This window comes from Mycobacterium sp. NGS27, assembly GCF_059813005.1.
Window position 1 is genome coordinate 137,236 of the sequence record NZ_JCALDT010000008.1, and the last position, 13,907, is coordinate 151,142.

A 13,907-nucleotide genomic window follows, 5' to 3' on the forward strand; every position below is an offset into this window, starting at 1 on the left:
CCGCGCTCAGCAACCTCCGACAGCGGCGCCCACCCATTTCCCGTCAACCAAGCTGACAACCACATAACCCAAGGTCACCACTCCAGGATGTGACGCACGTCACCTCCATGAGGACGGGTTGTCAACCGCTCTAAACACCGCTTCGCAAACCCCCGCAACAACGTCCCCGGATTCCATAAGCGCGTCACCTCCCCGCGACGCCAAGGAATCCAATGACCATCTGGGACCAACTCGCCGACCAGGCCCACCGCCTGCTCACCCAGCCCCGCCGCGGCGACCTCACGCCCGCAGTAACCCTCATCCAATCCCTGCACCCGCGCGCCCCGCACACCCCCAACGCCATCTGCGCGCACCTGCCCACCGCATCAACCGTGCTGCCCACCCTCGCGCGCTACGCCCGCAACGGCGACCGCCACGCCCTGCTCATGGCAGCCGTCCTGATGCGCCACGCCCTGCGCCGCATCGCCGAACTCGCCGACCCCGACGGCTACCTGTCCACCGACCGCGACGCCCGCGACAACGACACCCTGACCATCTTTTTCACCCTCATCCGCACCGCCGCAGAACCACAGATCTTGACGTCGCGCTACCTCTACAACGCCACCCTGCGCAAAGTCATGGCCGCCCGGCCACGCGCCGGCACCCCCACCGCGGCGGTGCGCGTCGACCCCCACTCCGCGATCCTCGACCGCAGCGACACCGGCACCGACGAAGACCACACCGCGCACCTGCTCTCCCAGGCCCGCGACCACCGCATCATCACCGCCCTGGAATACGAGACCCTCAAAGCGCTCTACCTCAACACCGACATCTACAGCCCCAGAAGCGCAGCACGCAGCCTCGGCGCCAACGTCGGCGCCATCGAACGCCGCGCCCAACGCGCCATCCGCAAAATCAGCAGCCACTTCGAGAGCGCGGCAGCAGCAGCATGACCATCCGCCACCGCTGCACTCCACTGGCGGTGTCGCTACCCCTCACCGCCACCCTGCTGCTGTCCACCGCTGCGCCTGCCCATGCCGCACCGGCCACCTGCCCAGCCATCGAAGCGATCGCGATCCCGGGCACCACGCAAACCACCCCGCAGGCCGACCCCACCAAACCCGTCGGCATCCTCGGCAACATCCTCGAACCGATCAAACGGATCGTTCACCTCACCGTCGACACCTTCTACACGCCCTACCCGGCAACCATCTTCGGCGGCACCGACGGCGGCGGCTACCTGGCCTCCAAACAAGCCGGCATCGACAGCGCCGACGCCCACATGAGAACGGTCGCCTACCGCTGCCCACATACCAACTTCCTGCTGACCGGCTACAGCCAAGGCGCCGACGCCGCCGGCGACATCGCAGCCGCAATCGGCCACAACAGAGGCGCCATCCCCGCCAACCGGCTCCTCGGCGTCGCCCTCGTCGCCGACCCCTCACAGTCCCCGGTAGGCCAGCCCACCATCGGGCTCAACCAGCCCGGCGTCGGCTTCGCCGGCGTACGCGCCGGCGGCTTCGGCGCGCTCACTCAACGCAACGGCATCCTGTCGATCTGCGCACCGCTGGACTACTTCTGCAACCTGCCCCAAGCCGACCTCGTCATGCGCTTCATCGGCCACCTCGGATCTCACCTCGACGCCTCGGATCCAGCCGGCTCCGCCCAAAAGCTCGCCACCATGTTCATGGCCGGCCTCATCGCCCCCGCCACCGCCGCCGTCAACCAAATCCTGCAGCTCGTCAAAGACCCCAACCTCATCCCCGACCTCGTCCACCGCGGCGTCGCTTTCGGCGTCGCACTGGCCCAACAGCTGTTCTGGCTCGCCGGACCACAGGTCGCGGCCACCGCATCCGAGCTGTTCAACGCCGCCGGCCAAATCATCAACCTCATCCAGGCACGCGCGTGGACCGCACTGCCCGTGCTCATCACGGCCATCGCAACCAAAGCCGCCAACGTCGCCAACGCGCTGTCGAAAATGCAGGAGCAGACCAACGCCATCAACGTCAGCGCCTTCGGCCCTGTCGGGGCCGGCCTCGCCCACCCAGGCCCCGGCCTCGGCGATCTGGTCACCGCAGTCATCAACGCCATCAGCGTGGCCACCGGCGGCATCGGAACCCAGGCCACCGGCATCTTCGGCCCCACCTTCGCCCAGTTCAGCGCCGCCACCGTCGCCACCGCACTCAAACACTTCGCCGAATTCATCAAGGGCGACTACCACAACGACTACGACACCGCCCGCCTCGACCCCGCCGGCCACACCGGCACCCAGCTCGTCCAACGCTATTTCGTCAACCAACTCAACAGAATCGTCTGAAAGGCACCCCGGACACCCATGACCCCAGACACCCCCGCCCAGAGCTCGTAAATGACCGTCTACCAGGAGACCACCCACATGGATTACGGGCTTTGGCTGCTGCGCGAACCGACCGGCGCAATCACCCTCACCGGCTGGTCGGAAACCCCCGGCGCCACCAGCGCCGTCGCCGCGAGCAAGACCGAACACTGGCCCGTCTATACGCTGTGCCGCGAACCCAGCCAGCTCGCCGCGCGCCTCACCGAGCTCGGCCTCGACCTGGCCGCCGGCCACGACCTCAGCGACCTAGACAAGAACTGGGATGTCTACGTTCGCCACCCCGACATTGCCGCGCTACGCGCCGCACTCGACACCGACCGAGCACGCGACCGCCGGTAACCGACCGACCGCTCCAGGCCGCGCCAACCCACCTCCAAACGCCTACCGGCGGGCCCCGCCGCTCGCGATCAACCAGCAGCCCCACCGCCACCAAAACGCCCTGCCCCGGCCGGTGCTGGGATGCCGCTCCACAGCGCGCCACCACGCACCAATCACGGGTCGCACAGTCCCCGTCATTGGTCACTCAACCCGCCCTCCGAGCCCGCGCCCAGACCTTCCGCCAAGGCTCTGCAGGCGCCCCGACCGACCCCGGCACCAAGCCGCCGGCCACAGCCCCGCAAGCACCGGCAGACCGCGGTTCATCCCGACGCTTCACCGCCCTCAAACACCCTCGATCACCGGATGCGCGCCAGCCCGCGCCAACGTGCGCCACGGCGTGCCGAGCCGCCCGCGCCGGTACCGCGCGACCGGACCCTTCCGCACGGGTCACTGCGTGAGCCCCCGGGGCCAGGGAGTGGCAGAACACAGTCCGTGGGTGTGGCAGATGCGGCAGTTGGGTTGTCGTCTCCGCGTCGTGGTGGTGACCGCGGATAACGTCGCCGCAGGGACAACGATTCGACCTCACCAAACGGGACGTTGGGCCTCAAGTGCAACGAACAAACTCGCCGCCGCCGGGGCATAGTCGTGGGCACGTTGACGTCCTCCTCTGGTCGGAGCCAGGGGAGCCCCACCTGTCCCTGCCCTCCAGAGGGACGTCAAAGCGGCCATTTCTCGACGAGTCCCCAAACCGTTCCCGCTGCACCGAGGCTGAGGACGGTAACGCCCGTCACCTTATCGATGAGATGCGGGTGATCCCATGTGATCCATAGACCTAAAAGCGCCAAGACGATGGCCACAATCGGCCACCGCAGTTTCGCGTTGTGGTTCACCGTTTCTCCGATCCGAGTCGGTTCTCATGCGTCAGGCTGAGTACGCCGACCCGTGCTTCACCCTGCTGCCGTCCGCCGCCGCGTCTCGCTCGTTCGACTAACGGTTGGCATCGACTAGTTTCCGTCAGAGGAAGTCGTCGCCGTCGCGGATCCGCTGCCGAAGCGGGTCCAGCGGCACCTCGATCAGGTAGTCGTCGTCGAAGAAGCGCTGCCGATAGGCGTGCAGCGCGAATTTCAGCGCGTGACGGTTGGCGTGCTGGCCGAGGAACTGCGGGCCCGCCGTAAGCGGCACCATACCCGCGGTCATCCAGTACTTGTTCAGGCGTTCGACCGTCTCCAACTGCTCGACGGACGGTGCCGGATCAGCCTCGGAATCCCAATGCGGATGCATCAGGATCAACCCGTTGGACGTGGGGATCATCGGTTTGTCGCGGCGTGGAGACCCGTAGCTTTAGCCGCGGGAGGAAACGCCGCTTCTCCTTTCACTCTGGTGTCGGTGGTGGGGGTTAGGTTGCGGGGGTGTCGCGTTATCGGTTGCTTCCCGCTGCTGGTCAGGTGGTGGGGTTGGCTGAGCATTGCCGGCACGCCCGGTATGTGTGGAATTTGGCGGTCGAGCAGCAGCAGTTTTGGCGACCGGGCCGTCGCGCGCCGGGCTATCACGAGCAGTGCGCCCAGCTGACTGCCGCGCGCGCCGAATCAGCCGCAGCGGTTGGGGTTTGCTCGCCGCGCGGCTGCAGCACAAAGCTTACGGTCGGGTCGAGCAGATCCCGGCCGCATTCACGTCGCAACGTTGCTCGGCGTGCGGGCACGTCGCTGCCGGAAACCGCAAGAGCCAAGCGGTATTCGACTGCGAGTCCTGCACCACAGGTCCGTGCAACGCCGACGTAAACGCTGCACGCAATATCGCCGCCGGACGGGCGGTGACAGCACGGGGAGACCTCGGCGCTAGCCGGTCTATGAACCGTGAACCTCAACACGACTCTCCTGCCGCATAGGTTGTAGGGGAAGGTTGGAATCCCCTGGCTTCAGCCAGAGGAGGACGTCAACGTTTCGATGCATTGGCAGCATAGGGACCACGCGCCAAGGCGGTGGCCCTGCAGCGCGGGGTCCACGACGATCCACAGCGCGATCATGACGACCTCGACACAGTCGGAGAACTGTTGTGCCAGCTCGGGTCCGATGCAGTGGTCGTCGAACAGTGGGGCGAACCGGTCGGTGCGTAGGTGGTGGAACTCCTCGCGGCCGAGCAACTCCTGGGCGAGACCTTCGACGCCGGTGCGGGCCATGACAAAGTAGCTCTGGCCGACGACCACGTCCGGGTCCCCCACGTGGGAGTCGACGTGGGTCATCGTGATGTCGGCGCGCCACAGCACCGTTCCGGAGTCGTAGACGGCGTCGATGGTTTCTAGGTGCAGGGACGGGCTGAACATCTCAACAGTCGCGCGGGCCGGGTCGAGGGTGTTGACGAAGTCGTCGAGAGAGATCCTCGTCGTCGTCTCCTCCGCCGCAGGCCGCACGCGACTGGCCGCGCCTGATCTTTGTCAAGGCTACTCAGCAGCCACCCAAGGCGTACGAATCGTTGGTCGGAGACCAGGCACTTTGAGGCGAGTTGGGCACCTAGCCGTCGGAGAATCGTTCGAGGTGTGGGCAGCCAAGGGAGGCAACTTGAAACAACGGTCCAGATTGTGTACCTCATGTAGCACGCTGAGTTACGATGTGCTACATGAAACGGGTTGGTGTCCGTGAATTGCGCCAGAATGCGAGTGTGCTTCTGCGCGCGGTGGCCGACGGCCACACCATCGAGATCACCCACCACGGGCACCCGGTCGCGCAATTGATTCCCGCTACCAACGACGCCTGGTCGGCCCTGATCGCCAGCAAGGAAGTCACGCCCGCCCGCCTCACCCCGGCCCAGATCCTTGACCACCCGCACCGCCGCTACAGCCCCCAGTCCCCGCCGCCGTGATCTACCTGGATCCCACCGCCATCATGAAACTCATCACCACGACGCCTGAGTCCCCGGCCCTCGCCGACTACCTGCGCTCGCGCACCGACACCACCTGGTTCACGTGCGCCCTCAGCCGCGCCGACGTCATGCGCACCGTGGCCACTCTTCACCCCGACGCCGCCGAGCACGCCCACCACGTCCTGGCCGGCCTGGACCTCGTCGCAGTCACCGACCGGCTCCTCGACGTCGCGATCGAGCTCGCCCCCGCCCCGGGGCACACCACCAACGCGCTCCACATCGCCGCCGCCCTGTCCGCCGGCCCCCGACTCCACACCTTGATCACCTACAACCCCGAGCTGACCCGCGACGCCGCAGCCCACCACATCACCACAACTTCGCCCGGAGGTTCACCGTGATACGCGCCCTGATCGCCGCGGTGCTGCTCACCGGCGCCGCCGTCCACTTCTTCGGCGCCCCCGAAGACGCCGCGCTCGGTTACAGCCTTCTGCTGTGCGGAGCGCTCTGGTTCACCTGGCCCGCCGCCCGCGTGGCCGCCCGCCAGATCCGCCGTGTGCGCCGCCGGCGCCATCCCCGCCGCGCTCCCGCCAAGGCCGCCGCTCCCGGCCCCCACCTGACGCAGATCAACCACCATCACCACTACTACAGCGGTCCGCCTATGGCGACACCGCCGGTCACGCTACGCCCGGACTACAGCCGCCCGGCACTACCTGAGCGCAGCAGCCAGCAGCTCGCCCATGACGCCATCTACAACACCATCGACAGCGACACCCTGTAGCCCATGAGCAGCACAGACCAAGTCCTCCACACCGACCACGGCTGGGAAAACGGCCGCCTCATCTTGGCCTCGCTGGCCCCACGCACAACCACCCGGCCCGCCCGCCGCGGCCTACCCCCACCACCCGACGACGACACCCCCAACGACAGTCAACCGCCGGACAAGCCGGGCCTGCTCACCCGCGCCCTACGCGCGTCCGGACGCGCGGCCCGCGCCGGCGGCCGCGCGTTCAACAAGCGAGTGCCGCCCGATCGCCGAATGCACACCGCATTCATCACCGCGGCCGCCGTGGTGATCCTGCTGGTGGCCCTGGCCGCCGTCAACTACCTCACCTCTGACATCAACCCGCAACCCCACATCACCACACCGGCCGCGACCGCACCGCCACCACCCTCACAGGCGCCGCTACGGCAAGACACCATCCTCAAAGGGGTCACCGCCAGCGACGTGTGCCCGCGCGACGCCAACTACTCCGACGCCAACCGGGCCTTCGACGGCGACTTCAACACCGCATGGGTCTGCACCCGGGTCAAGAACCAGGACGGACAAACCCTGCAAGTCGACTTCGGCCGCCAAGTCACCCTGACCCAACTCCGGGCCATCGGCGGCTTCGACGCCACCGCGCCCGACGGCTCCGACCAATGGTCCAAGCACCGCATTGTCACCCAACTCGAGGTGTGGTTCCCCAAGGACCTCAAACGCGACCCCGTCGTCATCGACACCGCAGGGGCCAGGGATTGGCGCTTCATCACCTTCAATCCACCAGCCACTGTCAGCAAACTACTCATCCGCGTCAAAGCAACCTCTGATCCGCCTCAATCCGCAACGTCCCCAAGCCCAACCGCGTCGGGGACTCCCGATGAGGTGACCACCGTAGCTATCAGCGAGATTCAATTCATCGGCACCGAAGGCACCCACCCGACGTGAGGTATGACGTGCAGATCCGTCGCGCCGGCGAAGCGCCGCGGAATATCGTCCACGCCCACTAAGCCGTGATGCAGGCTGCATCACCGGACCATCACCACGCAGATAGATCCCACCGCCGAGCGGGCGGGTACCGTCGATCCGGTGGCCACCCAGACGCCTGTGCGAAATCCGGCATGGGCACCGATGCTGGCGACGCTCGGCACCCCGCCACGACGCGCGGATGGCTGGGCCGTCGAGTGGAAGTTTGACGGCCAGAGAGCAACCGTCCACGTCCAGCACGGCGCGGTCACGGTCTTCACCCGCCATGGTGCAGACGTGTCGCGGACCTTCCCCGAACTCGCCGGCGTGGCCGCCGCCATCGGCGATCGCCAAGCGGTTCTCGACGGCGAGATCGTCGCCGTCGATCACACCGGCCGGCCATCGTTCACCCGCCTGCAGCGCCGCTGGCCACAGCAACGTCGACCACACCCCGAGCTGCTGCGCGAAGTGCCCGTCCGCCTGCTGGCTTTCGACCTCCTAGCGCTCGACAACCGCAGCCTCACCACTCAGGCGTATATCCAACGCCGCGAACTGCTCGACGCACTCATGGTCGTCGACAAGTCGCCCACCCTGACCATTCCGCGTGCCCTGACCGCGGTGGTCCCGGCAGACATGCTCGACGTCGCGGCCCGCCACCAGATGGAGGGAATCGTCGCCAAGCGCCTTGACGCGCCCTACCGGCCCGGCCGCACCACCCAGTGGATCAAGTCCCTCGTCCGCCCAACTTGCGAACTGATCATCGTGGGCTACTGCCACGCCGCCGGTCCCGGGGGACGCACCAGTATCGGCTCACTGCTGCTAGCCGGCCACAACGACGACGGCGACCTGATCGTCGTCGGACAAGTCGGAACCGGATTCAGCGACACCACCCGCCGGTACCTCTATGCCATGCTCCACCCCATCACGCGCACCGCCACACCCGCCGCCAATCCCGTTGAGGCACACGGGGTGTCGTGGGTCGAACCCGAACTGGTCTGCGAAGTCGCTTACCGCGAATATGTGGCCCACCGCTGGCTTCGCCACGCCAGCTTCAAAGGATTACGGAACACCGACCCCGCCCACATCCGTATCCCGAGCGACCGCTGAAGCAGCTACGACGCGGTTGCCTCAGGCGGGGACAAACCCGGACCCTGTTGGGGGACCTCACGCTTTCTCATCGAACCCGGGGCGAACCGCCTTCTGGTGACTCGCGACCGGGCCGTACCGCGGGTATATATCGCGCGCCTCCCTGTATATACTAGGCACGTGGGCAAGCATCTGATCGACATTGACGAACAGGCATTGGAGATGGCTCGCGCAGAACTGGGAACAACCACGATCAAAGAGACGGTGAACGCGGCTCTGCGCCGCGCGACGTCGCACCGCGCAGAACACGTGGCCTCCGCTCTGGATGCACTGGCCGCCGCGCCGTCCGAAGATCGCGCCGAGGCATGGCGCTGACGTTTCTTATCGACACCAGTGTGATAAAGCGACTCAGCCAGCCCAGCGTCCGGGAGGTGGTGGAACCGCTCGCGGCTTCGGGCGAACTCGCGCGGGCCCGTATCACCGATCTCGAGGTCGGCTATTCGGCGAGGAATGAAGCCGAGTGGGACGACTTAATAGCGGCGTTGGATGCATTCGAGCTTGTGGAATCGACCGAATCGCATCATCGTCGCGCGCTTCAGGTCCAGCGACTCCTGGCTCAGCGAAGCCAGCGCGGCCGCAAGATTCCTGACCTACTCATCGCCGCCGCCGGAGAAGAACACGGACTCACTGTTCTTCACTACGACGCAGACTTCGACCTGATTTCGGCAGTGACTGGCCAACCTTGCCAGTGGGTGGTGCCTGCTGGGACCGTCGACTAGAGCGCCCTTGACCAGTTACGGGCACAACGACAGCCCGTCACGTGACGAAACGCGGAGAGGGTCAGAGGACGCGTGAAATCGACGCCATAACCTTCAGACGCCGGTGCGATACTTGTCCGATCTCAGTGAACCTTGGGCAGCATTCTCATCGAAACTGGGGAATCTGGCCATGTCCGCGATTAGCTGACAGCGGATCCAGCGCCGGCTACGACCGAGGCTCTTTTCCCCGCCCGCTAAACCGAACTGCCCTCAATCACGTTGAAGCGCAACGAAGCTGCTACAAGCCGGACGTTGGGATGGTGGTGACCCCACCATCACGCGGTGGTTGGTCAGCGACCCTTACGCTCGCGAGGCCCACGATTTATAGCCACGTATAGGCGCGTATAGCAATCGGCTATACCGCGCTGGGGGCCGGCCATCCGGGAGATGCCGGTTGGGTAGGAAAGTCGCCGCGAGGATATCGGCCGCCGCGTTTGAGATCGGGGTGTTGAGGCGCCTTGGCGATACAGGTGTTTTCGTCTTCGATGACATTTGGCCATTCGTCGCCGATCCCGGTCTGCGCGAAGTAGCCGCCTTGATGGCTGGTGATCCGCCAGCCGTTGAAGACGTCGGCCGACGGTGCGCGAGCCGGTCCCTGCTGGGGGAATTGGGGTGCCGGCTTTGCGGGAGCCGTCATGGTGATCCGCATGGATGTAATGCCTGAATGCGGTGGCGGCAGAGCGATGTTGGGTTCGTACCCGTCTCGGGCTAGTTGAGCTGTGCCAAACGTGTATTCGCAAGCCAGCACCGTCACGTCGCGGCCGGACGTCGTTACAGAGGAGATGTGCACCTGGTCAGTGCCCACCCACGGGTGTTCGCGTTCGTAGTGCTTCGGCCAGAGGTATTGCGTGCCGGTGGGATGGTCGATGGATTGGTTGGGATCGACGGACTGCTGGAAGCCGGGATACAGGTAGCGATTGTCTCCTGTGATGGAGGCGAGTAGGTAGGACTCGGCGTAGGCGCGTACCGCTACCACGGGCCCGGTCGTGACGTCGATGCCGGGTTCAGCGGTCCAGACCACCGTGAAGTCGTTCAGGGTTGTCGGCCAGCCGGAGGCGCGGGCCGTCGGCGTTGGACTTCCCTGAGCGTGACGCGTTGAATCGCAGCTCGCGGTGGCACAAAGGGTCGCGATGATGGTCGAGACCGCGGCGAACCTGGGCAACGCGCGATGGGTGGCGGTCATCCTTGGTCCTTGTCTGGCCCGCGCAACCGAGCCGTACATCAAAATTGGCTCGACGAGCGGGAGATGCGCCAGAATCCCGGATCGAGTTCTTCGGCCAGGTCTGCCAGCTCGTCGACGAACTGCGCGGCAGACGGACCCTCGATCACCAGCGTCACGTAGTCACTGCCTCCTCGAGAGGAGGTCATGTGTGCGCCTTCACGCCCGGCCCAGGCCGTAGCGGTGAGCTGCTCGACCCGCGCCACGTCATCACTGGTCTCCAAATCTCCTGTGGCAACAGACAAATAGTGCTTCCCGTGCGCCGCATCCTCTGCTTCGGCGACCAGCTCAGCCTGCCGAAGCTGTTCGAGATATGCCTCAACCGCGTTGCGCGGCCGCCCAGCGTTCCCATCCTGCCGCATCCCTGGATTATGCGGTCCACCGCTGACAAGGTGATGCAGCCTGCATCACGTGACGATTGAGGGAACAAATCCACCTATCTGGCTCGTACCTTCAGCGGGCCTCTTGCGATAGCTTCCGCTGGGCCGGGGCGAGGATATGCGTCTCTTTCTTCTCGGGCAGGTCGCCGGCGCAGGTGCTGATCCCTTCAATGGTGGGGGAGGGCTGCTCGTTGATCTGCCGCCTCACGGGGATCGCCAGCCGACCGGGCCACCGGTATATCCGCTGCTGTCGCTTCGCGGACTTACAGTCCCACCAACGAAAGGCGGAAGACACATGACTCACCTCGCGAGCGCACACCACACCGGTCACGGATTTTTCAACACGCTGGTACACGGATTCGCTTGGCGCACTGGCAGTGACGCGGCCGGCGCTCTCTTCCGCCTAGCGCCAGGACTCGTCATCCTCACGGTGGTCGCGGTGGTGATTTTCATCGGCGCGCGTTGGCTGCGTCGCCGCAACCTTTGACCGACTGAAGGTCGGTGCGAGCGCCTTGTCCTGGCCGCTGCCAGTTGTCGACGGTGTCTGGGAGCCAGCCTGGGTGGCGGATGTCGGCGCCGTCGGTCAGTTCTCCATCGGGCTGCGGGAGTCGGCCTTCGACGTGGTAGCGGCGCACGGTCCCGTGTGCGAGGCCGCGGCGGTTGGCGAAGCCACGCAGGGACAGCAGCTCGATCACACGCACGACTTTACAACACAATTGACCTTACAGCGTGTTCGCTGTAAGGTTCGTGGTATGCCCACCCCCACGGTGCCTTTCAAGGCCGGCGACTATCTCAGCGCCGGCGAAGCATGCCAGGACGCCGTCAGCCGGCTCGATGCCTTCGACGACGTCGCAAAGATCGTGGCCAGAAACGCCGTCGTCGAACTCATCAACCTCCAAAACGGCACCATCAACTGCCACCAGGTCGCGGTCATCGCCAGCATTACGCCAGTTGGCCAGCCTTCATGGCGAAGGCGACATCAAATCAGAAGCCGGCGCGCTTCGCGCGTTGCTCCACGCCGGCGCGGAAGCGGTGGGGGAGCGCGTGCTCGACGTCGGGTACGCCGAACTGGCGGCCGAGTTCAACAGTGAACCCGCCAGCGTTGAGCGGCGAACTGCGCGCAACCTGCACGTCCGTAGGAGCAGGGCCGAGCGGTGAATCGCGGGGTGCGGAGCAACGTATACCGCGTCGATTTTGGACACGGACCCGAATCCTGGGTGGTCCTGAGCAACAACTCTCGCAACAGGAACCTCGACACTGTGTTGGCGGCGCGGGTCACCACGACGACCATGAGTGAACGCCGCCTACCCACCGTTGTCTCGTTGACCGACGCTGACCCGCTCGACGGCTTTGTGCTTGTCGACGACATCGTGCAGCTCTATCACGACGAACTCATCGAATCGCTCGGCAGCCTTTCGCTACCGACAATGCGGGAGATCAGCGCAGGGCTGCGGATATCTCTGCCCTAGGGGATGGAATCGGAGGGGATCTGAATGCTCACCATGTCACTGGACCGGGATACCGCGATCGCGTTGATTGTCCGAGCGCGCCAGCTCCCGGCCGCGGACTTGGATGCCCTCGACGACCGCGAGTTGCAGGACCGACTCCGAAGTGTCGATATCCGCCGCATGCTTGCGATCACTGACGGCTCGACAGAGGAGCCCGCTGCACATACAGTGCGGCACAACGGAATCGGGCTCGACATGCAACTCACCCCGCCTGAGGCGCGAGTTGTCGCCGACGAGTTGGTGCTGGTTGGGGATAACCTGATCCGCAAAGCGCTCGCCCAGCTCGACCGCGGCGCGGTGCTCGATGAGCTGATGCGGGCGGCGAACGGCCTGCTGCAGCGCGGGAACGAACTCCTTCTTGCCGCGGAACGGGCTGAGAACGGGCAGGCGGCGCTCTAAGCGTCTATCGGTTTCGACGCCCAGTATTCGCGCAAGCTGGCGATCCGATCGCCGTCGAGCTCGAGGATGGCCACCTCTCGCATCAGTTTGCGGTGGCCTTTGACGAGGTCGTCGAATCGGGCTTCCCATTCCGCGATGACGGTGGATCCGTCGACGTACAAGGTGATGAGCCGCGCGTCGATGTTGGCCTGCTCGCGCGCAACTTTGGTTTCCCAGTACCGTCGAATCTCGGCGGTGGTGCGCATCGGCTCGTCGAGGACGCGTTCGTGATACGTCGCCCCGGGCGTGAAGATCGTGACGATCAGGTCGGGGTCTTGCGTTGTCCATGCGCGCAGATAGGTGTCGATGAGTTGGCGCACGTGCTGGTGGCGTGTGGGTGCGTTCACGGGTGCTCCGTTACCTGGGCGAGCGGGATTGGCCCGTCGAAACGTGTTCGGTCGCTGAGGATTTGGAAGATCGTTTTGGGTTCTGCCAGCTTCACGGTCGTTAGATCCACGCCCGCGCGGGATCCAGGATCTACTCGAGCCCATCGCCATCGCTCCGAAGTGACCTCGGTGTCGGTTAGGACTGCGGTGTAGTAGCCGTCCATTGACGTTTCGCCGGGCAAGACGGCCAGATGGATGGAGCCATAGAAGTAGCGGTCGTTGACATTGCGCCACTTTCCGATGATGTGGCGGCCGAAGACTTCGGCTTCGATGTCGTTGGCATAGCCGCGTTCGTGGTCTTCGAGTCGTGGGCTCGGTGGGTAGTTGGTCGCTGTTATGCCGCCTTTGGTGACGTCGACCTGTGATAGATCGGCGTGATGCAGCCCGTCGACCATGTAGCTCGTCACCCATAGGCCGGCGAGGTCGGTCGGTTCAATGCCGGGCCGGACACCGGTCAGCAAATCGCCCCGGTGCGGGGTGTCGGGGTGTCCAAACAGTTCTTTGGCGGACCAGCCGGGGAACATCCGCTCTAACACGGCGCAATGGTAGCCGCGTGGGAGATTCTGGATTTCGCCTCCGAGCCAGCGGTAGTACTGCGCCTTCGTGGGGGGTGCTGCTTGGCGTGAGACGCCCAATTCCTTTGCGGTCCGGTTGTATTCGGCGACGAACTCTGAATAGGCGTGCAGGTGGCGTTCCTCGAGGAGGGATTTCAGAGCTATCACACGCACGTTGATCAGCCTACCTATCAACGAGACTGAACGAGACGCAGAGAGACTTACCGCGCACTCCACGCGCCCCTTCGAAGGGCTAGACGCCTACGGCTTTAGGTCGTCTTTCCCT

Annotated in this window: 21 protein-coding genes and 1 pseudogene; 15 read left to right on the top strand and 7 right to left on the bottom strand. The window is 65.3% G+C overall.

What is annotated here, in order from left to right; genetic code table 11:
* The first annotated feature begins 212 nt into the window (after window positions 1-212).
* The 3 genes from AC5Y30_RS21370 to AC5Y30_RS21380 are packed head-to-tail and all read left to right on the top strand — an operon-like array spanning window position 213 to window position 2,674.
* The gene (locus AC5Y30_RS21370) at window positions 213-932 is read left to right on the top strand and encodes a hypothetical protein (RefSeq protein WP_036473435.1); all 720 of its coding nucleotides are present in this window, start codon (window positions 213-215) and stop codon (window positions 930-932) included.
* A complete protein-coding gene (locus AC5Y30_RS21375; protein ID WP_036473434.1) occupies window positions 929-2,296 on the top strand; it encodes a cutinase family protein in 1,368 nt (455 codons plus the stop codon). Before AC5Y30_RS21370 ends, AC5Y30_RS21375 begins: the two co-directional genes overlap by 4 nt.
* Window positions 2,297-2,347: 51 nt before the next feature.
* Entirely contained in the window at window positions 2,348-2,674 is a 327-nt protein-coding gene (locus AC5Y30_RS21380; RefSeq protein WP_036473432.1) for a hypothetical protein, read from the top strand.
* A 993-nt stretch (window positions 2,675-3,667) separates the two neighbouring features.
* On the opposite strand, the gene AC5Y30_RS21385 is transcribed toward AC5Y30_RS21380, so the two are convergent.
* Complete coding sequence (locus AC5Y30_RS21385) at window positions 3,668-3,964, bottom strand: hypothetical protein (protein ID WP_036473430.1); 297 nt, start codon at window positions 3,962-3,964, stop codon at window positions 3,668-3,670.
* Between the two features lie 98 nt (window positions 3,965-4,062).
* On the opposite strand from AC5Y30_RS21385, the pseudogene AC5Y30_RS21390 reads away from it, so the two are divergent.
* Window positions 4,063-4,158 (top strand): annotated as a pseudogene (locus AC5Y30_RS21390) (helix-turn-helix domain-containing protein); the annotation flags it as partial.
* 50 nt (window positions 4,159-4,208) lie between these two features.
* A complete protein-coding gene (locus tag AC5Y30_RS21395) occupies window positions 4,209-4,538 on the top strand; it encodes a zinc ribbon domain-containing protein (RefSeq protein ID WP_225337343.1) in 330 nt (109 codons plus the stop codon).
* Window positions 4,539-4,568: 30 nt separating this feature from the next.
* Here AC5Y30_RS21395 and AC5Y30_RS21400 read toward each other — a convergent pair whose 3' ends face one another.
* A complete protein-coding gene (locus AC5Y30_RS21400; protein WP_036473429.1) occupies window positions 4,569-5,060 on the bottom strand; it encodes a hypothetical protein in 492 nt (163 codons plus the stop codon).
* Window positions 5,061-5,266: 206 nt separating this feature from the next.
* Here AC5Y30_RS21400 and AC5Y30_RS21405 point away from each other — a divergent pair, with 206 nt between their 5' ends.
* The 7 genes from AC5Y30_RS21405 to AC5Y30_RS21435 all read left to right on the top strand — a co-directional run bounded on the left by AC5Y30_RS21405 (window position 5,267) and on the right by AC5Y30_RS21435 (window position 9,097).
* Window positions 5,267-5,509, top strand: coding sequence for a type II toxin-antitoxin system Phd/YefM family antitoxin (locus tag AC5Y30_RS21405; protein WP_196771116.1), 243 nt, complete (start codon window positions 5,267-5,269; stop codon window positions 5,507-5,509).
* A complete protein-coding gene (locus AC5Y30_RS21410; RefSeq protein ID WP_051641673.1) occupies window positions 5,506-5,907 on the top strand; it encodes a PIN domain-containing protein in 402 nt (133 codons plus the stop codon). The genes AC5Y30_RS21405 and AC5Y30_RS21410 overlap by 4 nt, the downstream gene beginning before the upstream one ends.
* Window positions 5,904-6,287, top strand: coding sequence for a hypothetical protein (locus AC5Y30_RS21415; protein ID WP_036473426.1), 384 nt, complete (start codon window positions 5,904-5,906; stop codon window positions 6,285-6,287). The genes AC5Y30_RS21410 and AC5Y30_RS21415 overlap by 4 nt, the downstream gene beginning before the upstream one ends.
* Before the next feature lie 3 nt (window positions 6,288-6,290).
* Window positions 6,291-7,214 (top strand): discoidin domain-containing protein, encoded by a 924-nt coding sequence (locus AC5Y30_RS21420; protein ID WP_036473425.1) that lies wholly within the window; start codon window positions 6,291-6,293, stop codon window positions 7,212-7,214.
* A gap of 141 nt (window positions 7,215-7,355) precedes the next feature.
* Window positions 7,356-8,339: a non-homologous end-joining DNA ligase gene (ligD, locus tag AC5Y30_RS21425; protein ID WP_306460743.1), complete on the top strand. Its 984-nt coding sequence runs from the start codon at window positions 7,356-7,358 to the stop codon at window positions 8,337-8,339.
* A gap of 159 nt (window positions 8,340-8,498) precedes the next feature.
* On the top strand, window positions 8,499-8,693 hold the full coding sequence (locus AC5Y30_RS21430; RefSeq protein WP_036473423.1) for a hypothetical protein: 195 nt from the start codon (window positions 8,499-8,501) through the stop codon (window positions 8,691-8,693).
* Window positions 8,684-9,097, top strand: coding sequence for a PIN domain nuclease (locus AC5Y30_RS21435; protein WP_036473422.1), 414 nt, complete (start codon window positions 8,684-8,686; stop codon window positions 9,095-9,097). The genes AC5Y30_RS21430 and AC5Y30_RS21435 overlap by 10 nt, the downstream gene beginning before the upstream one ends.
* 394 nt (window positions 9,098-9,491) lie before the next feature.
* On the opposite strand, the gene AC5Y30_RS21440 is transcribed toward AC5Y30_RS21435, so the two are convergent.
* From AC5Y30_RS21440 to AC5Y30_RS21450, 3 genes are all read right to left on the bottom strand, one after another.
* A complete protein-coding gene (locus AC5Y30_RS21440; RefSeq protein ID WP_225337324.1) occupies window positions 9,492-10,319 on the bottom strand; it encodes a hypothetical protein in 828 nt (275 codons plus the stop codon).
* 38 nt (window positions 10,320-10,357) lie between these two features.
* Complete coding sequence (locus tag AC5Y30_RS21445) at window positions 10,358-10,717, bottom strand: hypothetical protein (protein WP_036473420.1); 360 nt, start codon at window positions 10,715-10,717, stop codon at window positions 10,358-10,360.
* 467 nt (window positions 10,718-11,184) lie between these two features.
* The gene (locus AC5Y30_RS21450; RefSeq protein WP_036474016.1) at window positions 11,185-11,430 is read right to left on the bottom strand and encodes a hypothetical protein; all 246 of its coding nucleotides are present in this window, start codon (window positions 11,428-11,430) and stop codon (window positions 11,185-11,187) included.
* A gap of 256 nt (window positions 11,431-11,686) precedes the next feature.
* Between AC5Y30_RS21450 and AC5Y30_RS21455 the strand changes: the two genes are divergently transcribed.
* From AC5Y30_RS21455 to AC5Y30_RS21465, 3 genes are read left to right on the top strand one after another with little or no spacing between them, the layout of a single operon-like run.
* Window positions 11,687-11,893 (top strand): hypothetical protein, encoded by a 207-nt coding sequence (locus tag AC5Y30_RS21455; protein WP_139813875.1) that lies wholly within the window; start codon window positions 11,687-11,689, stop codon window positions 11,891-11,893.
* Window positions 11,894-11,901: 8 nt separating this feature from the next.
* Complete coding sequence (locus tag AC5Y30_RS21460) at window positions 11,902-12,204, top strand: type II toxin-antitoxin system PemK/MazF family toxin (protein ID WP_225337325.1); 303 nt, start codon at window positions 11,902-11,904, stop codon at window positions 12,202-12,204.
* A 24-nt stretch (window positions 12,205-12,228) separates the two neighbouring features.
* Window positions 12,229-12,642: a hypothetical protein gene (locus tag AC5Y30_RS21465; protein WP_036473418.1), complete on the top strand. Its 414-nt coding sequence runs from the start codon at window positions 12,229-12,231 to the stop codon at window positions 12,640-12,642.
* Here the strand turns inward: AC5Y30_RS21465 and AC5Y30_RS21470 are convergent.
* Together AC5Y30_RS21470 and AC5Y30_RS21475 are read right to left on the bottom strand one after the other, a co-directional pair.
* Window positions 12,639-13,028 (bottom strand): nuclear transport factor 2 family protein, encoded by a 390-nt coding sequence (locus tag AC5Y30_RS21470; RefSeq protein ID WP_225337326.1) that lies wholly within the window; start codon window positions 13,026-13,028, stop codon window positions 12,639-12,641. The genes AC5Y30_RS21465 and AC5Y30_RS21470 overlap by 4 nt on opposite strands.
* On the bottom strand, window positions 13,025-13,795 hold the full coding sequence (locus AC5Y30_RS21475) for a hypothetical protein (protein ID WP_225337327.1): 771 nt from the start codon (window positions 13,793-13,795) through the stop codon (window positions 13,025-13,027). The genes AC5Y30_RS21470 and AC5Y30_RS21475 overlap by 4 nt, the downstream gene beginning before the upstream one ends.
* Window positions 13,796-13,907: the final 112 nt, after the last annotated feature.